The sequence below is a fragment of the Pseudomonas sp. R2-37-08W genome (assembly GCF_003851705.1).
Taxonomy (GTDB): domain Bacteria; phylum Pseudomonadota; class Gammaproteobacteria; order Pseudomonadales; family Pseudomonadaceae; genus Aquipseudomonas.
On record NZ_CP027728.1, the window covers coordinates 5,280,803 to 5,300,883 of the forward strand.

The 20,081-nt window shown below is 61.7% G+C and carries 18 protein-coding genes; 7 read left to right on the forward strand and 11 right to left on the reverse strand.

The window, feature by feature from the left end:
* Nucleotides 1-5 precede the first annotated feature (5 nt).
* The 6 genes from pqqF to pqqE all read left to right on the forward strand — a co-directional run bounded on the left by pqqF (nucleotide 6) and on the right by pqqE (nucleotide 5,742).
* Nucleotides 6-2,369: a pyrroloquinoline quinone biosynthesis protein PqqF gene (pqqF, locus tag C4J93_RS24450; RefSeq protein ID WP_124372056.1), complete on the forward strand. Its 2,364-nt coding sequence runs from the start codon at nucleotides 6-8 to the stop codon at nucleotides 2,367-2,369.
* Between the two features lie 158 nt (nucleotides 2,370-2,527).
* A complete protein-coding gene (pqqA, locus tag C4J93_RS24455; protein WP_003194766.1) occupies nucleotides 2,528-2,602 on the forward strand; it encodes a pyrroloquinoline quinone precursor peptide PqqA in 75 nt (24 codons plus the stop codon).
* Between the two features lie 71 nt (nucleotides 2,603-2,673).
* Entirely contained in the window at nucleotides 2,674-3,585 is a 912-nt protein-coding gene (pqqB, locus tag C4J93_RS24460; RefSeq protein ID WP_124372057.1) for a pyrroloquinoline quinone biosynthesis protein PqqB, read from the forward strand.
* Between the two features lie 9 nt (nucleotides 3,586-3,594).
* Nucleotides 3,595-4,347, forward strand: a complete 753-nt coding sequence (gene pqqC, locus C4J93_RS24465) for a pyrroloquinoline-quinone synthase PqqC (protein ID WP_124372058.1) — start codon at nucleotides 3,595-3,597, stop codon at nucleotides 4,345-4,347.
* Complete coding sequence (gene pqqD, locus C4J93_RS24470) at nucleotides 4,344-4,619, forward strand: pyrroloquinoline quinone biosynthesis peptide chaperone PqqD (RefSeq protein WP_124372059.1); 276 nt, start codon at nucleotides 4,344-4,346, stop codon at nucleotides 4,617-4,619. Before pqqC ends, pqqD begins: the two co-directional genes overlap by 4 nt.
* Nucleotides 4,561-5,742 (forward strand): pyrroloquinoline quinone biosynthesis protein PqqE, encoded by a 1,182-nt coding sequence (gene pqqE / locus C4J93_RS24475; RefSeq protein WP_124364668.1) that lies wholly within the window; start codon nucleotides 4,561-4,563, stop codon nucleotides 5,740-5,742. The genes pqqD and pqqE overlap by 59 nt, the downstream gene beginning before the upstream one ends.
* 5 nt (nucleotides 5,743-5,747) lie before the next feature.
* Here the strand turns inward: pqqE and C4J93_RS24480 are convergent, their stop codons facing one another.
* Nucleotides 5,748-5,906: a YqaE/Pmp3 family membrane protein gene (locus C4J93_RS24480; RefSeq protein WP_003194776.1), complete on the reverse strand. Its 159-nt coding sequence runs from the start codon at nucleotides 5,904-5,906 to the stop codon at nucleotides 5,748-5,750.
* Between the two features lie 182 nt (nucleotides 5,907-6,088).
* Nucleotides 6,089-7,351 carry an aspartate aminotransferase family protein gene (locus C4J93_RS24485; protein ID WP_124430633.1) on the reverse strand — a complete coding sequence of 421 codons (1,263 nt, stop codon included), beginning with the start codon at nucleotides 7,349-7,351 and terminating at the stop codon, nucleotides 6,089-6,091.
* A 209-nt stretch (nucleotides 7,352-7,560) separates the two neighbouring features.
* On the opposite strand from C4J93_RS24485, the gene C4J93_RS24490 reads away from it, so the two are divergent.
* Complete coding sequence (locus C4J93_RS24490) at nucleotides 7,561-8,460, forward strand: LysR family transcriptional regulator (RefSeq protein ID WP_124372062.1); 900 nt, start codon at nucleotides 7,561-7,563, stop codon at nucleotides 8,458-8,460.
* Nucleotides 8,461-8,687: 227 nt separating this feature from the next.
* Here the strand turns inward: C4J93_RS24490 and C4J93_RS24495 are convergent, their stop codons facing one another.
* The 9 genes from C4J93_RS24495 to bioF all read right to left on the reverse strand — a co-directional run bounded on the left by C4J93_RS24495 (nucleotide 8,688) and on the right by bioF (nucleotide 19,969).
* Nucleotides 8,688-10,466: an acyl-CoA dehydrogenase C-terminal domain-containing protein gene (locus C4J93_RS24495; protein WP_124430634.1), complete on the reverse strand. Its 1,779-nt coding sequence runs from the start codon at nucleotides 10,464-10,466 to the stop codon at nucleotides 8,688-8,690.
* Nucleotides 10,467-10,605: 139 nt separating this feature from the next.
* Nucleotides 10,606-12,375 (reverse strand): acyl-CoA dehydrogenase C-terminal domain-containing protein, encoded by a 1,770-nt coding sequence (locus C4J93_RS24500; RefSeq protein ID WP_124430635.1) that lies wholly within the window; start codon nucleotides 12,373-12,375, stop codon nucleotides 10,606-10,608.
* An 89-nt stretch (nucleotides 12,376-12,464) separates the two neighbouring features.
* Nucleotides 12,465-13,754, reverse strand: coding sequence for a diguanylate cyclase (locus C4J93_RS24505; protein WP_124430636.1), 1,290 nt, complete (start codon nucleotides 13,752-13,754; stop codon nucleotides 12,465-12,467).
* A gap of 303 nt (nucleotides 13,755-14,057) precedes the next feature.
* The gene (locus C4J93_RS24510; protein ID WP_124430637.1) at nucleotides 14,058-15,863 is read right to left on the reverse strand and encodes a phenylacyl-CoA dehydrogenase; all 1,806 of its coding nucleotides are present in this window, start codon (nucleotides 15,861-15,863) and stop codon (nucleotides 14,058-14,060) included.
* Nucleotides 15,864-16,193: 330 nt separating this feature from the next.
* Entirely contained in the window at nucleotides 16,194-16,475 is a 282-nt protein-coding gene (locus C4J93_RS24515) for a pyrroloquinoline quinone biosynthesis protein PqqE (protein WP_124364675.1), read from the reverse strand.
* 106 nt (nucleotides 16,476-16,581) lie between these two features.
* On the reverse strand, nucleotides 16,582-17,262 hold the full coding sequence (gene bioD, locus C4J93_RS24520; RefSeq protein ID WP_124368583.1) for a dethiobiotin synthase: 681 nt from the start codon (nucleotides 17,260-17,262) through the stop codon (nucleotides 16,582-16,584).
* Entirely contained in the window at nucleotides 17,259-18,071 is an 813-nt protein-coding gene (gene bioC / locus C4J93_RS24525) for a malonyl-ACP O-methyltransferase BioC (RefSeq protein WP_124430638.1), read from the reverse strand. The genes bioD and bioC overlap by 4 nt, the downstream gene beginning before the upstream one ends.
* Nucleotides 18,064-18,795 (reverse strand): alpha/beta fold hydrolase, encoded by a 732-nt coding sequence (locus C4J93_RS24530; protein ID WP_124372069.1) that lies wholly within the window; start codon nucleotides 18,793-18,795, stop codon nucleotides 18,064-18,066. Before C4J93_RS24530 ends, bioC begins: the two co-directional genes overlap by 8 nt.
* Nucleotides 18,788-19,969, reverse strand: coding sequence for an 8-amino-7-oxononanoate synthase (bioF, locus tag C4J93_RS24535; RefSeq protein ID WP_124430639.1), 1,182 nt, complete (start codon nucleotides 19,967-19,969; stop codon nucleotides 18,788-18,790). Before bioF ends, C4J93_RS24530 begins: the two co-directional genes overlap by 8 nt.
* Nucleotides 19,970-20,081 lie beyond the last annotated feature (112 nt).

Below are 20,081 nucleotides of genomic sequence, written 5' to 3' on the forward strand. Positions count from 1 at the left end.
TGCCCATGCCTGCGTCGGTTCACGCTCAACCCCTGCACCTCACTCTGGCTAATGGCCTGCGCATTTGCCTGCGCCATGCACCGCGTTTGAAGCGCTGCGCGGCCGTTTTGCGCGTGGCTGCCGGCAGCCATGACGCGCCATTGGCATGGCCGGGGCTGGCGCATTTCCTTGAGCATTTGTTGTTTTTGGCAACCGAGCGTTTTCCGGCAGACGAAGGGTTGATGGCCTACGTGCAGCGTCATGGCGGGCAAGTGAATGCCAGCACCCGCGAGCGCACTACCGAATTCTTTTTTGAGCTGCCGGTTCCGACCTTCGACGATGGGCTCGTGCGGTTAGCCGACATGCTGACGCACCCTCGCCTGGCCCTCGATGACCAACTGCGCGAGCGCGAAGTGCTGCACGCCGAGTTCGTTGCCTGGTCGCAAGATGCCAAGGCGCAGCAACAGGTAGCCTTGCTGGAGGGCTTGGCCGCTGATCACCCGTTGCGCGGCTTCCATGCGGGCAATCGCGACAGCCTGCCAGTGGAATGTGAGGCTTTTCAGCAGGCGTTGCGCGAATTTCATCAGCGCTTCTATCAAAGCGGGCAGATGACGTTGAGCCTTGCCGGCCCACAATCGCAGCAAGACCTGGAAGCGCTGGCGCAGCAATTCAGTGCGCAGTTGAACGGCGGCCCGTTACATCCCCAGGCCGCGCCGCCAGCGTTGATGGCCGGGCAAGCCAGGGGCTATCAACATGTTGCCGATCATCATCTGCATCAGGTCATCACCTGTGACGCACCGCGCGAAGCGCTGGCGTTTCTCTGTACCTGGCTCAACAGCCCGGCGCCGGGTGGCTTGCTCGCTGAACTCAAAGCGCGACGCCTGGCGACTGCCTTGCACGCCTCGGTGCTGTACCACTTTGCCGGACATGCTGTGCTGGATATCGACATCCAAGGCGATGCGACTACACAGATCGAGGCGCTGCTGCACGACTGGCTGAGTTTTTTCGCACACAGCGACTGGACGCCCCTACGCGAAGAGTTCGTCTTGCTGACTGCTCGCCAACAACAAGTCCAAAGCGCCCTGGGGCTGGCACGCAACGACCTTGAAGACGTATCGGACCAAAGTCTCGCAGCGCTCAAGGCCATGCTCGACGCACTGCATCTGCCGCCCGCCAGGCATGAATGGCAGCTTGCGCCGGCTAACCCGTTTCTTCGTCCCGCTGCTCAAGAAGAACGTGCCGGCTTGATTCGCGGCCAGACCAGCGCCCACCGGGGCTTGCGCACATTCGCCCAGGACCGCTCGCGGGGCCGACGGGAAACATCGGCGCTGACATTCAGCCAGGCATTGGCCAATGACACCGGTGAAGGCGCCCTGTACCTGCGCTGGCGATTTGAGGGCGCCGTGCCTGCTGGCCTGGACAGTCTTTTACAACCGCTGCGCGACAGTGCCGGTCAAGCGGGCGTCGAGTTGGCTTTCGAAACCATCGCCAATGACTGGCAGGTAAAAATGCTCGGTTTCCACGAGCCCATGCCAGCCGTGCTTGAAGCAATGACGCGCTGCTTGAGCACTGGCGCTGAACACTTGGCGCCTCCACCTCCGGCACCGATGATTGCCATCCGCGAATTGCTCAAGGCATTGCCCGCCTGCTGTGTCGGCGTTCAACCGACGCCCCAAGCGACGCCAGCCTCGTGGGCCACCGCCCACTGGCAAGGGCTGGGCTCAGGGTTGCCGGCAGCCTGTGAAGCGGCGATCAAGACCGCAGCGGCCCGCTTGCCTGGGCAGCCTGCGCCTTTGCAATACGAACCTCAATCGCTCAAAGGTCAGCGCCGCTGGCACGAGATCAACACCGCGTCCAGCGAAGCGGCGATGCTGTTGTTTTACCCGACACCCACTCAAGCCCTGTCCGATGAAGCCGCCTGGCGCTTGCTCGGTCATCTGCTTCAGGGGCCGTTCTACCAGCGCCTGCGGGTCGAACTACAAATCGGCTACGCCGTTTTCAGTGGCATCCGACAGGTCAATGGGCAGACCGGCTTGCTGTTCGGCGTGCAGTCTCCCAGCGCATCCCTCGGTGAGATCGTCGAACAGGTGCAGACGTTCCTGGCACAACTGCCGTCGTTGATCGAGCGCAGCACAGACATGGGCAACGAAGCCTTGGCGCAGCAATTCACTGCCCAATCCCTGCCGATGGCCCAAGCCGCCGACTTGCTGTGGCATGCGCAGTTGGCGGGCCACTCATCGGGTTATCTGGAACAATTACAAGAATTGATACAAAGCTGCTCGCGGGACGATATGCGGCGCGCCGCGCAACAACTGAACGACGCCACAGGCGGCTGGCGCTGCATCGCCAACGGCCCGTGCATCGGGGGGCGCTGGCAGCCAGCGGCGTGATCATTGCCAACCGTGCAACAGGCTTTTTCTTTCGGGACAGCGCTAACTTGAAAAGAATTGCGTAATATTCCCACGCAATATCTGAACATCTCCCATGGGAGGTGGACTATATGTACTACTTGGTAGTGAACATCCCGTCCCTTGATAGGAGTATGAATATGACCTGGTCCAAACCTGCTTACACTGATTTGCGCATCGGTTTCGAAGTCACCATGTACTTCGCCAGCCGTTAATCCGCTGGGTAATACAACGCCTCGGTTCGCCCGGGGCGTTTTTGTTTTGAGCTGTGCTTGATGGAGCGATCATGTTTGTCCAGATTCTAGGTTCCGCCGCCGGCGGCGGCTTCCCGCAGTGGAACTGCAACTGCGTGAATTGCGCAGGTTTTCGTGATGGTAGCCTGCGGGCCCAGGCGCGGACCCAGTCGTCCATCGCGATTTCCGATGATGGTGTGAATTGGGTACTGTGCAACGCATCACCGGATATCCGCGCACAACTGCAAGGGTTTGCGCCGATGCAACCGGGCCGCGCCCTGCGTGACACCGGCATCAGCGCGATCATCCTGATGGACAGTCAGATCGACCACACCACCGGCCTGCTGAGCCTGCGCGAGGGTTGCCCGCACCAGGTGTGGTGCACCGACATGGTCCATGAAGACCTGAGCACCGGTTTCCCGCTGTTCACCATGCTTACTCACTGGAACGGCGGCCTGGCCTGGAACCGTATTGAGCTGGACGCCAATTTCACCATCCCGGCCTGCCCCAACCTGCGCTTCACGCCACTGCCGCTGCGCAGCGCCGCCCCGCCGTATTCTCCGCACCGCTTCGACCCGCACCCAGGCGACAACATCGGCCTGATCGTCGAAGACCTGCGCACCGGTGGCAAACTGTTCTACGCCCCAGGCCTGGGCAAGGTCGACGCGCCGCTGCTGGACATCATGGCCGGCAGCGACTGCCTGCTGGTGGACGGCACGATGTGGGACGACGACGAAATGCAGCGCCGTGGCGTCGGTACCCGCACCGGCCGCGAAATGGGCCACCTGGCGCAAAATGGCCCTGGCGGCATGCTCGAAGTGCTGGAACAGTTGCCCGAGCAGCGCAAAGTGCTTATCCACATCAACAACACCAACCCGATCCTCGATGAAGATTCCCCCGAGCGAGCCGAGCTGGTGCGGCGTAATGTCGAAGTAGCCTACGACGGCATGAGCATCGAGTTGTAGGAGACTCATATGACTGATACACCGATGACCCCCGAAGCATTCGAACACGCCTTGCGCGCCAAAGGCGCCCTCTACCACATTCATCACCCGTATCACGTGGCGATGTACGAAGGCCGCGCCACCCGCGAGCAGATCCAGGGCTGGGTCGCCAACCGTTTCTATTATCAGGTGAACATTCCCCTCAAGGACGCAGCGATCCTGGCCAACTGCCCGGACCGTGAAATCCGTCGCGAATGGATCCAGCGCCTGCTCGACCACGATGGCGCGCCCGGAGAAGACGGCGGCATCGAAGCCTGGCTGCGCCTGGGCCAAGCCGTCGGTCTCGACCCGGACCAACTGCGCTCCCAGGAACTGGTGCTGCCCGGAGTACGCTTTGCGGTAGACGCCTACGTCAACTTCGCCCGCCGCGCCAGTTGGCAAGAAGCCGCCAGCAGCTCCTTGACCGAACTGTTCGCGCCGCAGATCCACCAGTCGCGCCTCGACAGTTGGCCGCAGCATTACCCGTGGATCGACCCGGCCGGCTACGAATACTTCCGCACCCGCCTGGGCCAGGCCCGTCGCGACGTGGAACACGGGTTAGCGATCACCCTGCAGCACTACACCACCCGTGAAGGCCAGGAGCGCATGCTGGAAATTCTCCAGTTCAAACTGGACATCCTGTGGAGCATGCTTGACGCCATGAGCATGGCCTACGAACTGAACCGCCCGCCGTATCACAGCGTGACCGCGCAGCGGGTCTGGCATAAAGGGATCACCCTATGAGCTTTGATCGCAGCAGAAAACCGGCCTGGCGCCAAGGCTATCGCTACCAGTACGAACCCGCGCAAAAAGGCCATGTGTTGCTCTACCCCGAAGGCATGATCAAGCTCAACGACAGCGCCGCGCTGATTGGTGGCTTGATCGACGGTGAGCGCGACGTGGCCGCCATCATCGCCGAGCTGGACCAGCAATTTCCCGGCGTGCCGGAACTCGGTGATGACATCGAGCAATTCATGGAGGTCGCCCGTGCCGAGCACTGGATCACCCTTGCCTGAAAAACCCGCCATCGGCCTGCCGCTGTGGCTGCTCGCCGAGCTGACTTACCGCTGCCCGCTGCAGTGCCCGTACTGCTCCAACCCGCTGGACTTTGCCGAGCAGGGCAAGGAGCTGAGCACCGAGCAATGGATCAAGGTCTTTCGCGAGGCCCGGGAGATGGGCGCCGCTCAGCTCGGGTTCTCCGGCGGCGAACCGCTGGTGCGCCAGGATCTGGCCGAACTGATCTTCGAAGCGCGCAAGCTGGGGTTCTACACCAACCTGATCACCTCAGGCATTGGCCTGACCGAACAGAAGATCAGCGATTTCAAAAAGGCCGGCCTGGACCATATCCAGATCAGCTTCCAGGCCAGCGACGAACAGGTCAACAACCTGCTGGCCGGCTCGAAAAAAGCCTTCGCGCAAAAGCTCGAAATGGCCCGAGCGGTGAAAGCCCACGGTTACCCGATGGTGCTGAACTTCGTCACCCATCGGCATAACATCGACAAGATCGACCGCATTATCGAGCTGTGCATTGCCCTTGAGGCAGATTTTGTCGAGCTTGCCACCTGCCAGTTCTACGGCTGGGCGCAGCTCAATCGTGTGGGGTTATTGCCGACCAGGGAACAACTGGTACGCGCCGAACGCATCACCAACGAATACCGCGCCAAGCTCGAAGCCGAAGGCCACCCGTGCAAGCTGATTTTCGTCACGCCGGATTACTACGAAGAACGCCCGAAAGCCTGCATGAATGGCTGGGGCAGTATTTTCCTGACAGTGACACCGGACGGTACTGCGCTGCCCTGTCATGGCGCCCGACAGATGCCGGTACAGTTTCCCAATGTGCGCGACCACAGCATGCAACACATCTGGTACGACTCGTTCGGCTTCAACCGTTTTCGCGGTTACGACTGGATGCCCGAGCCGTGCCGTTCATGCGATGAGAAGGAAAAGGACTTCGGCGGCTGCCGCTGCCAGGCCTTCATGCTCACGGGGGATGCAAGCAACGCCGACCCGGTGTGCAGCAAGTCCGAGCAGCACGGCATCATCCTTCAAGCGCGGGAAGAAGCCGAACATGCCACCCAGACCATCGAGCAACTGGCGTTTCGCAATGAGCGCAATTCGCGCCTCATCGCCAAAGGCTGAGGGCCTCAGCGCTTGGCGATGATGTACACCGCGTGAATGATGCCGGGGAAGTAACCGCACAGGGTCAGCAGGATATTCAGCCAGAACGCTCCGCCGAAGCCTACTTGCAGGAACACACCCAGTGGCGGCAGCAGAATGGCGATGATGATACGAATGATGTCCATGGGTCAGCTCCAGAAAATCGGCTCGTGTGAGCCGTGTAGCTAATCGACCTTGGCGCTTCGTGAGGGTTCAGTGGGTTCTGGCGTTGGGCCATCCTTTAATCAACAGACAAAAAAACGCCCCCAGCCAAAAGAATCAGGCTGGAGGCGCCGCGTATCCCGCGAGACGGTTCAGGAAATCGAGGTCAGACAGCGATGCCCTTGCGGCATTGCAGTTGGGCGGTACGTACCCGAGAGAAAGCGCGGGCAAGGCGCAGAAGCATTTCGTCGATGTGGTTTCTGCTGACATTCAGGGCGGGGGTAAAGCGCAGACAATCAGGCTGCGTAGCGGTGAGGATCAGGCCTTCGTGCAGCGCGGCCTTTACCACCGCAGCCGCAGAATCGTCCGACAGCGTGAGGCCCCATAGCAGACCGTTGCCGCGCAATTGTCCATGCTCATAACGGTGGGCCAGGCGCGCGAGGCCTTCTGCCAGGTACTGACCGGATTCGCGTACATGTTCGAGAAAGCCGCTGGCCAACACGGCATCGAGTACCGCACTACCCGCTGACGCCATCAGCGCATTGCCGTGATGCGTACCATCCAGCTCGCCCACTTCGAAACAACAGGCTGTGCCGCGCGCCAGCAATGCCGCGAGGGGCACGCCACCGCCCAGGCCTTTGCCGAGGGTAATGATGTCGGCGCGCACGCCGTATTGCTGTTCGGCGAGCAAGCTGGCGCAGCGGCCGATGCCGGTTTGCACTTCGTCAAGAATCAGCAGGATCCCCAGCTCGCGGCACAGGCGTTCGACGCCTTTGAGGTAGTGTTCGGTCGCGGGAATGACACCCGCGGCGCTCTGGATTGGCTCCAGCATGATGGCGACGGTGTGCGCATCGACGGCGGCATGCAGCGCCGGCAGATCGTTGAACGGCACATGACTGAAGCCCGGCAATGACGGTTCGAAACGGTTTTCGCAGGCAACTGCCGAAGCCGATAATGTTGCCAGGCTACGACCATGGCAGCCGTTGCTCGCCGTGATGATGTGGTAAGCGCCGCCGCGATGCAGTTGGCCCCATTTGCGCGCCAGCCTGATGGCGGCTTCACAGGCCTCCGCGCCGCTGTTGAGCAGGTACGCTTGATCGCTGCCGGTGTGATGGCACAGCCGGTCCACCAGGTCGAGCTGAGCCCGGTTGTGCAAGCCGAGGCCAGGGTTGATCACGCTCTGCATTTGTTCGGCAATCGCGTCGCGCACGGCTTGTGGGCTGTGACCGAGGCTATTGGCGCCGCTGCCTTGGCTGAAATCCAAGTAGGCACGGCCGTCGCTGTCCGACAGCCAGACGCCTTGACCCTGGACGAATACCTCAGCGGGGCGCGCAGCAGTGGGCATCAGGCATTGGTTGGAAAAATCACGACGCGCAGCAGCAAGCACCAGGTCGTCAAGGCTTGGCACTGGGCGCCGAAACAGGTTCACAGTTCACCCCCGTTAGCAACTGGGCCTTGGTAGACACCGGCTACCATCAGTGTGTTGAGGTGTTTTGCCTTGCCTATGTAAACGTCATTACCAAAAACGTTATTCATTGCCCGATCCGGCCCTGTAAGCCCTGCGAATAGGCGCTAGACTAGGCGTCTCAAGGGCCCACGGCCATTTCGATTTTCCAGCTTTTTCGATAAGCAAATCTTATGGATTTCAAGCAACTGCGTTATTTCGTCGCGGTGTATGAAGAAGGCCATGTAGGCCGTGCCGCCGAGCGTCTGTCGATTTCCCAACCGGCCTTGTCGCAGCAGGTTCGCCAACTGGAACAGAACCTGGACGTGAGCCTGTTCGAGCGCAGCAGCAAACGCCTGCTCCCTACGCTGGCGGCACACACGTTGTACAACCATGCCTTGCCCCTGATCGACGGCATGCAACAAGCCGTGGAGGCGTTGCGCAACTTCAAAGGCCAGGCGATGCGCACCTTGGCCATCGGCGTGCTGCAAACCGTGCACACCAGCCTGGTGCCGCAGATGCTCGAGCGGGTGCGCAAGGCCCAACCCCACCTGGTGGTGCAGATCTACGAATTGACCGGGCTGGAAATCGAGCGGCGGCTGCTCAACGGCTCGCTGGACATCGGTATCAGCTACCTGCCACCGCGCCAGCCCGGCCTGCATGGCGTGTTGTTGTATGAAGATGAGTTGAAGGTAGTCATCCCTGAGCAACATCCCTTGCGGGAATTCAAGAAGGTCTCGCTGAAACAGGCAGCCGAGTTGCCGATGTTGCTATTGGGCGAGGAATTTCAGGTGCGCCAGATCTGGCAGGCCCAGTTGGCCAACCTGGGTCGGCGCCCGCAGGTGCAGGCGGAGCTCAATACCATGGTGGGGATTCTCGACAGCCTGCCCCACACCCAGTTGGCCACTGTGCTACCGGGGCGTTCGCAGGACGAACACAACAGCCAGTCGCTGCTGTGGAAACCCTTGAGCGAACCCAGGGTGCCGTTGAAAGTCGGATTGGTGTGCCGTGACGTGCAGCGCCAGCAAGCGACGGTGGCATTGCTGCGCACGTTGCTGGAGGACGTGATGAATGCCCCGCAGGCAGGCGCCTGACTTTTTCGCGGGCAAAAGAAAACCCCGCCGAAGCGGGGCTTTGCAGACTGTTTCCCTGACATCCATTTCACTCCGCCATCCTGGCAGAATCCTACGTGTCCGTGTTGTTGCTTTGCGCTTCCTGCGCGACGTCCATGTGAAGTAGATTATCCGTGGATCCAATATGGCGATAGAGGACGATTAGCAGCACGTCATGTAAGAGAATGCTTACATGCGCGCTTCGCCCCCTAGAACAGTGCTTCATCCATCAGGAACAGTGATTCGCTACCGGCTTTTACCGACGCACTCAACGAGTGAATGCGTGGCAACAGGCGCGCAAAGTAGAAGCGCGCAGTGCCCAGCTTGCTGGCATAGAAATCCTCTTCGGCCTCTTTGCCCAACGCAGCCTTGGCCATGCGCGCCCACATATAGGCATACGCCATGTAACCGAACGCATGCAGGTATTCCACCGAGGCTGCGCCGATTTCATTCGGGTTGGTCTTGGCACGGTCCAGCACCCAGGCGGTCAGTTCATCGAGGTTATCCACTGCCGCGCCGAGCGGACGGGTGAACTCGCCCAATGCCTCGCCCGCAGTGGCGATGAACTGGCGGATCTCATCGGCGAACAAGGTGTAGAACGCGCCGCCGTTGCCGACGATCTTGCGCCCCATCAGATCCAGCGCCTGGATACCATTGGTGCCTTCGTAGATCTGGGTGATGCGCACATCACGCACCAACTGCTCCTGGCCCCACTCGCGAATGTAGCCGTGGCCACCAAATACTTGCTGGCCGAGCACGGTGGTTTCCAGGCCCAGGTCCGTGAGGAATGCCTTGGCGACCGGCGTCAACAGCGCCACCAGGTTGTCGGCACGCTCGCGGGCGGCGGCGTCTTCGCTGAACTTGGCGATGTCCAGTTGCGTCGCGACGTAGGTGGAGAACGCACGGCCGCCTTCGTTCGCCGCCTTCATGGTCAGCAGCATGCGGCGCACGTCCGGGTGCACGATGATCGGGTCGGCGGGTTTTTCCTTGGCTTGTGCGCCCAATGGAGAGCGGCTCTGCAGCCGGTCGCGGGCATATTCAATCGCGTTCTGGTAGGAGCGCTCGCCGGATGCCAGGCCCTGGATGCCCACCCCCAGACGCTCGTAGTTCATCATGGTGAACATCGCCGCCAAGCCACGGTTAGGCTCACCGACCAGGTAACCCACCGCTTCGTCGAAGTTCATCACGCACGTCGCGGAGGCCTGGATGCCCATCTTGTGTTCGATCGAACCGCAGTTCACCGGGTTGCGTGCGCCGAGGCTGCCGTCGGCGTTCACCATGAACTTCGGCACCAGGAACAGCGAGATGCCTTTGGGGCCCGCCGGTGCATCCGGCAGTTTGGCCAGCACCAGGTGGATGATGTTTTCGGTCAGGTCGTGTTCGCCGCCGGTAATGAAAATCTTGGTGCCGCTGACTTTGTAGGAACCGTCCGCTTGGGGCTCGGCCTTGGTGCGAATCATGCCCAGGTCAGTGCCGGCATGGGCTTCGGTCAGACACATGGAACCGGCCCACTCGCCGGAATACATCTTCGGCAGATAGATGGCCTTGAGTTCCTCGCTGGCGTGGGTATTGATCGACACGCAAGCGCCCGAGGTCAACATCGGGTACAGGCCGAAAGCCAGGCTGGACGAGTTGATCATCTCTTCGACCTGCGCCGACACCGCCTTGGGCATGCCCATGCCGCCGTACACCGGGTCGCCACCCACACCAACCCAGCCGCCTTCGGCGTAAGTCGCGTAGGCCTGGGGGAAACCGTCCGGTGTAGTGACCGCACCGTCCGTCCAGTGGCAGCCTTGCTCATCGCCGCCACGGCTTAACGGCGCGATGGATTTGGCAGTTACCTTGCCGGCTTCTTCGAGGATCGCTTCAACGGTTTCGGCGTCAACCGTGTCTGCCAGTGCAGGCAATTGGGCCCACGTCGTGGCGACTTCAAAAACTTCGTTGAGAACGAAGCGCATATCACGCAACGGCGCTTTGTAATCAGCCATGGCAAACCTCGTGAGAAGGTGAAAAGTGATTCGATAGGATCGGTTTTACAGACTCCGAGTGTACCCGAACAACTTTTCAGACACATAGGGTCCGTTCGTGACTATTAAGTATTTATAAGTCACGACGGACCTGTTCCGCCTATAGGGCAAACGCCTGCGCCGGTAAGCTCATCAGGCATTCGCTGCCCGCCTCCACGGCGGCCCGGTGCATGGCTGTGCGCGGCAACAGGCGCTTGAAATAAAAGTCGCAGGTCGCAGTTTTGCCCTGGGCAAACCCGGGGTCGTCATGCGCCTGCGCCGCGATCGCCATGCGCAACCACAGGTAGGCGAGGATGATGTAACCGCTGTACATCAGGTAATCCATGGCCGCCGCGCCTACTTCGTCAGGATTTTTCAGCGCTGCCGTGCCGACCTTCAGGGTCAGCTCACCCCATTGCTGGTTCAACTGGTTGAGCTGTTCTACAGCGGCCTTGAATTGCGCATGCTCGGCATTGGCGACGCAGAACTTATGCACAATTCTGGTAAAGCCGCGCAGCAACTTACCCTGGCTGCCCAGCACCTTGCGCCCCAGCAGGTCGAGGGCCTGGATACCATTGGTGCCTTCATAGATCGGCGCAATCCGGGCATCCCGGGCCAATTGCTCCATGCCCCACTCGCGTATGTAGCCATGGCCGCCGAATACCTGCATACCGTGGTTGGTCACCTCCAGCCCGGTTTCGGTCATGAAGGCTTTGCAGATCGGCGTGAGGAAGGCCAACAGGTCCTCGGCCTCCTGGCGCTGGCCGGCGTCGTCGCTCAGGTGCGCCGTGTCGAGCAACTGGGCGGTGAAGTAGGTCAGCGCGCGATTGCCTTCGTTGAAGGCTTTCATGGTCAGCAGCATGCGGCGGACGTCGGCATGCACAATGATCGGGTCGGCGGCTTTCTCCGGGGCCTTGGCGCCGGTCAACGAGCGCATTTGCAGGCGGTCGTTGGCGTATTTGATCGCGCCCTGGAAACTCGCCTCGCCATTGCACAAACCCTGCATGCCGGTGCCCAGGCGCGCGTGGTTCATCATGGTGAACATGCAGTTGAGGCCTTTGTTCGCCTCACCAATCAGGAAGCCCTTGGCGCCGTCGAAGTTCAGCACGCAGGTGGCCGAGGCCTTGATGCCCATCTTGTGCTCGATGGAGCCGCAGTGCACCGCGTTGCGTTCACCGGAATCGGCATGGAACTTGGGCACGATAAACAACGAGATGCCTTTGGTGCCCGCCGGTGCATCCGGCAGCTTGGCCAGCACCAGATGGATGATGTTGGTACTCATGTCGTGCTCGCCGGCCGAGATGAAGATCTTGCTGCCGGTGACCGCGTAACTGCCGTCGGCCTGAGGTACGGCGCGGGTCTTGATCAAGCCCAGGTCGGTGCCGCAGTGGGCTTCGGTCAGGCACATGGTGCCGGTCCATTCGCCAGCGGTGAGCTTGTGCAGGTAAGTGGCTTTCTGTTCCTCGGTGCCGTGGGCGTGGATTGCTGACATTGCACCGTGGGTCAGGCCTGGGTACATGCCCCAGGACGTGTTGCTGGAGCCGATCATCTCGCTCAGCACCAGCCCCAGTGACTGCGGCAAGCCTTGGCCGCCGTAGGCCGGGTCGGCCGCCAGGCCGTGCCAGCCGCCTTCCGCGTACTGGGCGAAGGCTTCCTTGAAGCCCTTGGGCGTGGTCACCACACCCTGATCGAAATGGCAGCCTTCTTCATCGCCGCTGCGATTGAGCGGCGCGAGTACGTTCTCGCAGAACTTCGCGCCCTCTTCGAGAATTGCATTGACCATGTCGGGGCTGGCGTCCGTCGCGCCCAGGGCCGCGTAATGGCCGTGGAAGTCGAACACGTTGTCGATCAGAAAGCGCATGTCGCGCAGGGGAGCTTTGTATTCAGGCATGGCAATGTCTCCGGCGGCAGATAGCTCAACCTACTGCCGGCCAACGCCTCGGACAATCACTGTAGCGCTGCTGAATACAGCACCATTACTCAACCGGCAGCACGCTCCATACGCACCGCACCGCGACGGTTCTGCCCGGCCGCAATCACGCAGTTGCGCCCGGCGCCCTTGGCGGCATACAGCGCCTGGTCGGCGGATTTGAGCACTTCTTCAGCGCTGCGCTGCTCGGCCTGGCGCTCGGCCACGCCGATGCTGACGGTCACCGACACACTCGAGGCGCCGCTGCCGGCTCGACGCTGGCGGCCTTGATGGTCGTCAGGGGGGCGGTCCGGGTTGCGCAATTTGATCGCATAGTTGGCGATGATCTCGCGGATTTCCTCCAGGTGCGGCAGGCATTCATCCAGGCTCTTGCCGGCGAACACCACGGCAAACTCTTCCCCGCCGTAACGATAGGCGCGCCCGCCGCCGTTGACCTTGGACAGCTTGCTGGCCACCAGGCGCAACACCTGGTCACCCACGTCATGGCCATGGGTGTCGTTGAAACGCTTGAAGTGGTCGACGTCGCCCATCGCCAGCACGTAGTTGCGCCCCAGCCGCTGCATGCGCTCGTTAAGGGCGCGGCGCCCCGGCAAGCCGGTCAGCTCATCGCGAAACGCCATTTGATACGCCTCGTGCGCCACACCGGCAGCGATCATCAGCATGACCTGGCTGCACATGATGTTGAGGGTAAACGGCAGGATGAAGGTTTGCGGCAGCATCCAGAACATCCCCAGCAACCCCACCAACTGCGCAGCATGCAGCGGGCGCGGCTGATACCAGTACTGGGCGGCCAGGGTGAGAAAGCCGATCAGAAACATCGGGTATGACAGCTGGATCAGGCTCATCCAGGCGCCATGCAGCGCCGGCCAGCGAATCTCAGCCAACCAGTCCAGCACGCCCTGGGGATAACTTTGCTCCAGCGCCAGCGCCACGCTGCCGACGGCCAGCAACACCGCGCAGCGTGCGACGAAGTCGCGGAACAGGTGGGTCCTTTCCTGCCACAGCGCATACACGCTGAACAGTACAGGCAACAGCAGGCAGCACAGGTGAAACACCACGGCGGCGTCTTCGCGCACGCGGCCATTGTCGCGGTAGAAGTCGGTTTGAGTGTCGAGCAGGAAATACGCGACGTACACCGTGATCATCAGGAACAGCTCACGCTGGCGCCGATACACCGCGCAGTACGCACCGCCGAGCAACAGCACCAAGGTTGGCAGCACGTTGAACAGCGAGGTGAAGAAGACGTTGAGGTCTTTGAGATACGCAGCCGAGAGCCCGGCCAGCAACAGCAGCAACGAGGGCAGGAAATGGCTGAACCGTAGGGCAGACACGCGTGACAAGGGTAAAACTCCGACCCGCAAAAAGTGATGGCATAGTGCCTCTGCGGGGCCAGTTAAACACAACTCGTCCGGCATGTATCACATTGCCATCACTGTAACGGCACGGTCCGGTAATCCCTTAATGCCAGGGTGCAATTTTTATAGTCGACAGTGACCGAATGTGGGAGGGGGCTTGCTCCCGATAGCGGTGGGTCAGCTACAGAGAGGCTGACTGATACACCGCTATCGGGAGCAAGCCCCCTCCCACATTTAGAAAAAAACCGCCACCCCTAAGGGCGGCGGTTTCGGAAGATCCGGTACAGCTTAGTAAGCCAGGCCGAAGTCTTCTTCTTTCATGTCCATCAGGTTGCTCGCGCCCGACAGCATGGTTGCCACGTGGGTGCGGGTACGCGGCAGGATGCGCTGGAAGTAGAAGCGCGCGGTCTGCAGCTTGGCGGTGTAGAACGCCTCTTCGGTGGTGCCGGCAGCCAGTTTTTCAGCTGCCAGGCGGGCCATGTCGGCCCAGAAGTAAGCCAGGCATGCGTAACCGGAGTACATCAGGTAATCCACCGAAGCGGCACCGACTTCTTCACGGTCTTTCATCGCGGCCATGCCGACCTTCATGGTCAACTCGCCCCACTCTTTGTTCAGCGCCGCCAGCGGTGTAACGAACTCTTTGACCGCGTCATTGCCTTCGTTGGCCTGGCAGAACTTGTGGACGATCTTGGTGAAGCCCTTCAGCGCTTCGCCTTGGGTCATCAGCACTTTACGACCGAGCAGGTCCAGCGCCTGAATGCCGGTGGTGCCTTCGTACAGCATCGAAATACGGCTGTCGCGAACGTTCTGCTCCATGCCCCACTCAGCGATGAACCCGTGGCCGCCGTAGATCTGTACGCCGTGGTTGGCGGACTCGAAACCGACTTCGGTCATGAACGCCTTGGCGATCGGGGTCATGAAAGCCAGCAGGCCATCAGCCTGTTTCTTGGCGTCTTCATCGGTGCCGTACTTGACGATATCCACTTGCTTGGCGGTGAAGTACACCATCGCACGGTTGCCTTCGGCGAAGGCTTTCATGGTCAGCAGCATGCGGCGCACGTCAGGGTGCACGATGATCGGGTCGGCGGCTTTGTCCGGCGCTTTCGGGCCGGTCAGGGAGCGCATCTGCAAGCGATCACGCGCATATTTGAGGCCGCCCTGAAAGCCGATTTCGGCGTGGGCCAGGCCTTGCAGCGCAGTCCCCAGACGCGCGGTGTTCATAAAGGTGAACATGCAGTTCAGGCCTTTGTTCGCCGGGCCGATCAGGTAACCGGTGGCCGCGTCGAAGTTCATCACGCAGGTGGCGTTGCCGTGGATACCCATCTTGTGCTCCAGGGAGCCACAGGTCACCGCGTTGCGCTCGCCCACCGAACCATCGGCGTTGGGCAGGAACTTGGGCACGATGAACAACGAGATACCTTTGGTGCCAGCCGGTGCATCCGGCAGGCGCGCCAGGACGATGTGGACGATGTTGTCGGCCATGTCGTGTTCACCGGCCGAGATGAAGATCTTGGTGCCGGAGACTTTGTACGAACCGTCAGCCTGGGGTTCGGCCTTGGTGCGCAGCATGCCCAGGTCGGTGCCGCAGTGCGGTTCGGTCAGGCACATGGTGCCGGTCCACTCGCCCGAGACCAGTTTGGTCAGGTAGGCGTCTTGCTGCTCGGGCGTGCCATGCTCGGAAATGGTGTTCATCGCGCCATGGGACAGGCCTGGGTACATGCCCCACGACCAGTTGGCTTCGCCGACCATTTCACTCACTGCAAGGCCCAGGGACTCCGGCAGGCCTTGACCGCCGTGCGCCACGTCGTGAGCCAGGCTTGGCCAGCCGCCTTCGACGAACTGTTTGTAGGCTTCTTTGAAACCTGCTGGGGTTTTAACGCCTGACTCGCTCCAGGTACACCCTTCGATGTCACCCACGCGGTTCAACGGTGCCAGCACTTGCTCACAGAACTTGGCGCCTTCTTCCAGAATGGCGTCGACCATGTCCGGCGTAGCGTCCTGGCAAGCTGGCAGGCTCTGATAGTGCGCTTCATAGCCGAGCAGTTCGTCACGCACGAAGCGAATATCACGCAAGGGGGCCTTGTAGTCAGGCATAGCGATAAACCTCTGCTGATGTATCTGGGATGAACAACCGCGTGGATGTGTGATGGCGGTCAAACAGGTGTTTGAAACATACGTTTACGACCTGGGGTTGTCAAGCGTCGGCCCGATGCCGTTTGTCTTGATGCGGGTCAATGGCAGGCACGGCGAAGCCTGCGGCGTGATGCCACAGATCAAGAAGTGTAGGAGTTCGGTGAGGGCACGGAACAAATGTGGGAGGGGGCTTGCTCCCGATGGCGATGCATCAGTCAAATAGCTATCGACTGATAGACCGCTATCGGGAGCAAGCCCCCTCCCACATTGTAAAGTGCGTTCAGGGTGAAATCAGGCGTAGGTATCGATCAACGTACCGAGCATTTCGTCCGAAGCCTTGGCGACTTTCGCCCCCAGCTCCACTTGAAACTTGCCTTGGGCCATTTCGACCATATTGCTCGCCGAATTGGATGCCTGGGCACGATCATTGGCCTGCAGACGGTCGCTTTGCGCGGCCGATGGCTGGGTGGTCGCGGCGCTGGCAATGTTGCCGGCAGCCTGGTCGACACGGCTCTGCCCGGCCTGAATGGTGCTCAGGCCCGAATAAAACGCGCTGCTTCCAGAGATTTCCATGGCGCAAGCCTGCCTTTAGAGAATCGTGATAGCCAATTGAACCAGACATCCTGGCAAAAGGCCCGCTAAAAACACTAATGGCATATTGCCTTAGCGATAGCCAAAATCAGTCAAGCAGGTCCATTTCCAGGTAGGCGGCCACCGCGGCTGCCCCGGCATGCTTGAGTTTGGGCACTCGCCCCAGGCAAGGCGCCGGCAAACGCTCGGCCAAGGTGGCGAGGTTCTCTTCCAGACGAGAGGTCTTCGGATCGATGATATTGGCCACCCAACCGGCCAGCGGCAGACCATCTCGTGCGATCGCTTCGGCCGTGAGCAACGCGTGGCTGATACACCCCAGCCGCACCCCCACCACCAGAATCACCGGCAGCTTGAGCGCAATGGCCAGATCCGACAGATTGGCCTGGTCGGCCAGGGGCACACGCCAACCGCCCGCGCCTTCGATCAACGTGAAGTCCGCTTGGTGCGCCAGGATCCGTTGCATCGGCTTGAGCAGCGATTGCACCGTGAGCGCGACACCTGCCTCACGGGCGGCCAGATGCGGTGCAATCGCCGGTTCGAACGCCACCGGGTTGACCTCGGCATACGTCAAGGGCAACGAACATTCGGCGAGCAGCGCCAGGGCATCGGCATTGCGCAACCCCTTGGGCGTTACCTGGCAGCCCGAGGCCACAGGCTTTCCCGCTGCCGTGCTGTTGCCGGCTTGACGCGCAGCATGCAGCAGGCCGGCAGCGATGGTGGTCTTGCCCACATCGGTGTCGGTACCGGTGATGAAATAAGCGGCGCTCATAGCGGTTTCTCCAGTACGGCGTACACCACCTGATAGGTGGCGGGCAGGCCCTGGGCCTGACGGAACTGCTCGTAAGCCTGGATCAATGCCGCGATCCGCGCACGGCCGGTCAACCCTCCCGGGCGCCCTGGGTTGAGGTTATGCGCGCCCAAGGCTTTCAATTCGTGGGTCAGGCTGCGCACGTCCGGGTAATGCAGTACGTGGGCCCGTCGCTCCAGGCTCGCCACCCGAAAACCACTGGCGGCGCACAGCTGTTGATACGCCTCGAAGGTGCGGAAGCGGTTGACGTGAACCAGACCGTCCGCCGCGCGCCAGCTTTCGCGCAGTTCATCCAGCGTGCCTACGCACAGGCTGGCGAAGGCCAGCCCGCCGCCCGGTTGCAGCACGCGAAACGCTTCACTGAGGACCGCATCAAAGCTCGCACACCACTGCACCGCCAGGCTGGAGAAGATCAGCTCGAAGCTGTCGGCCTTCAGCGGCAGGCGTTCCGCATCCCCCGCGACGAAGTGCTGCGCGCCGCCCAAAGGCCGCGCATGGTTGAGCATGCCCTCGGCAATATCCAGCGCCGTGCCTTGGCTGGCCGGCAGGCGCTCAGCCAGTGCACGGCTGAAATAGCCCGTGCCGCAGCCCAGATCGAGCCAGCACTGGGGCGCAAGGCTCATCGGCAGCCGAGCGAGCAGTGCGTGCCCGACCGCCCGCTGTAACTCGGCCACGCTGTCGTAACTGGCGGCGGCCCGAGAGAACGAAGCGGCCACCTGGCGCTTGTCCGGCAAGGCGCCCGGCAGAGGAGGATGGGATAGATCAGTCATCAGCATACTCATGCAAAAAAGCCTGGATGGCCCCCGCCACACCGTTGGGGTCTTCCAGAAGAAAAGCGTGACCGGCCTGTTCAATCAGGCCGATTTCCACGTCGGGCAGCAGCGCCAGCAGGTCACTGGCGGCTTCAGCCGGCACCAGCCCGTCCTGGCCGGCAAACAAATGCAGCTGTGGCCCGCGAAAGGCCTGCAAAGCGGCGCGGGTGTCCAACTGGGCGAGCAACTCCAGGCCGGGCATCAACACGCTGGGCGCCGTGTTCGGTGCTCCACTGACCAGCAGCCGCGACAGCCCGCGTGGGTCGGCGGCGCCTTTGGCGCACAACAGGCCAAAGCGCTTGAGGGTGACCTGGGAATCCGCGTGGCAGCCGGCGAGGAACGCGTCGAATGTTTCAGCGGGCATGGCATGGGGCCAATCAGCGTGGGCGACAAAACACGGATTGCTCGCCAGTGTGAGCAAACCGCAGCAACGCTCGCCGCGTCGCGCCGCCAGCTCTGAGGCGAGCATGCCGCCGAGGGACCAGCCGCCGAGCCAGACATTGTCCGGCAGCGTGGCATCCAGTTCGTCGAGCCATTCGGCCAGTTCGCTGCCGTCCAGTGCCGGCAAGGGCTCGACCTGCACCTGCAGGTGTTCATTCAAGCCCTGCAACGCCGCAGCCAGCGGCTCCAGCGGCGACACCCCCAGGCCCCAGCCGGGCAGCAGTACCAGTCGGTCACGCATGTTCGGGCTCTGTGGCGTTCAACAATCGGAAACACGCCTCCAACGCGTTTAACAATAGCTGCACCTGCGCCGCGCTGTGGGCCGCCGTCAATGTCACGCGCAAACGAGCGCTGCCGGCGGGCACCGTGGGCGGGCGGATCGCGGTCACCATCAGCCCACGCTCGCGTAGCATCTGCGACAGGCGCAAGGCGCGCGCGCTGTCGCCAATCAGGATCGGTTGGATCGGGGTAAAACTGTCCATCAGCGCCAGGCCGATCTGTTCGGCGCCCTGGCGGAACTGGCGGATCAACGCGTTGAGATGCTCGCGTCGCCAGTGTTCGCTGCGCAGCAGCTCAAGGCTTTTCAGGGTGGCGCAGGCCAATGCCGGTGGCTGGCTGGTGGTGTAGATGTAGGGGCGGGCGAATTGGATCAGGCTTTCGATCAGTTCTTCACTGCCCGCCACAAAGGCCCCGGCGGTGCCGAATGCTTTGCCCAGGGTACCGACCAGTACCGGCACGTCGTCCTGGCTCAAGCCGAAATGCTCGACGATCCCCCCGCCGTTGGCCCCCAGCGGGCCGAAGCCATGGGCGTCATCCACCATCAACCAGGCACCTTTGGCCTTGGCTTCACGGGCCAGCGCCGGCAGATCGGCCAGGTCGCCATCCATGCTGAATACGCCATCGGTCACTACCAGCGTGTTACCGCAGGCTTTCTCCAGGCGCTTGGCCAGGCTGGCGGCGTCGTTATGCAGGTAGCGGTTGAAACGGGCCCCGGACAACAAGCCGGCATCCAGCAACGACGCATGGTTGAGACGGTCTTCCAGCACCGTATCGCCCTGCCCCACCAACGCCGTGACCGCGCCGAGGTTGGCCATGTAGCCGGTGGTAAACAGCAGCGCACGCGGGCGCCCGGTCAGGTCGGCCAGTGCTTCTTCCAGCGCATGGTGCGGCGTGGCGTGGCCCACCACCAAGTGCGACGCGCCGCCGCCCACGCCCCAGCGGGACGCACCGGCGCGCCAGGCCTCGATCACCTGCGGATGGTTGGCCAGGCCCAGGTAGTCGTTATTGCAGAAGGCGAGCAGCGGCTGGCCGTCCACCACCACTTCCGGGCCCTGAGGGCTCTGCAGCAAGGGGCGTTGACGGTAAAGGTGTTCGGCACGGCGGGCAGCGAGGCGCGCGGCGAGATCGAAAGACATGCAGGGTCAACTCGGTCAAAACTGTGGGAGGGGGCTTGCTCCCGATGGCGGTATCTCAGTCAACATAAGTGCTGACTGACACAGCGCCATCGGGGGCAAGCCCCCTCCCACA

Coding starts and splice junctions, on each gene's coding strand:
- pqqE (WP_124364668.1), top strand. CDS start 4,561: ATGACATCGAGCAATTCATGGAGGTCGCCCGTGCCGAGCACTGGATCA.
- C4J93_RS24515 (WP_124364675.1), bottom strand. CDS start 16,475: ATGGAAATCTCTGGAAGCAGCGCGTTTTATTCGGGCCTGAGCACCATT.
- bioF (WP_124430639.1), bottom strand. CDS start 19,969: ATGTCTTTCGATCTCGCCGCGCGCCTCGCTGCCCGCCGTGCCGAACAC.
- bioD (WP_124368583.1), bottom strand. CDS start 17,262: ATGAGCGCCGCTTATTTCATCACCGGTACCGACACCGATGTGGGCAAG.
- C4J93_RS24495 (WP_124430634.1), bottom strand. CDS start 10,466: ATGGCTGATTACAAAGCGCCGTTGCGTGATATGCGCTTCGTTCTCAAC.
- C4J93_RS24530 (WP_124372069.1), bottom strand. CDS start 18,795: ATGCGTGACCGACTGGTACTGCTGCCCGGCTGGGGCCTGGGGGTGTCG.
- C4J93_RS24490 (WP_124372062.1), top strand. CDS start 7,561: ATGGATTTCAAGCAACTGCGTTATTTCGTCGCGGTGTATGAAGAAGGC.
- C4J93_RS24510 (WP_124430637.1), bottom strand. CDS start 15,863: ATGCCTGACTACAAGGCCCCCTTGCGTGATATTCGCTTCGTGCGTGAC.
- pqqD (WP_124372059.1), top strand. CDS start 4,344: ATGAGCTTTGATCGCAGCAGAAAACCGGCCTGGCGCCAAGGCTATCGC.
- C4J93_RS24480 (WP_003194776.1), bottom strand. CDS start 5,906: ATGGACATCATTCGTATCATCATCGCCATTCTGCTGCCGCCACTGGGT.
- pqqF (WP_124372056.1), top strand. CDS start 6: ATGCCTGCGTCGGTTCACGCTCAACCCCTGCACCTCACTCTGGCTAAT.
- bioC (WP_124430638.1), bottom strand. CDS start 18,071: ATGACTGATCTATCCCATCCTCCTCTGCCGGGCGCCTTGCCGGACAAG.
- C4J93_RS24500 (WP_124430635.1), bottom strand. CDS start 12,375: ATGCCTGAATACAAAGCTCCCCTGCGCGACATGCGCTTTCTGATCGAC.
- pqqC (WP_124372058.1), top strand. CDS start 3,595: ATGACTGATACACCGATGACCCCCGAAGCATTCGAACACGCCTTGCGC.
- pqqB (WP_124372057.1), top strand. CDS start 2,674: ATGTTTGTCCAGATTCTAGGTTCCGCCGCCGGCGGCGGCTTCCCGCAG.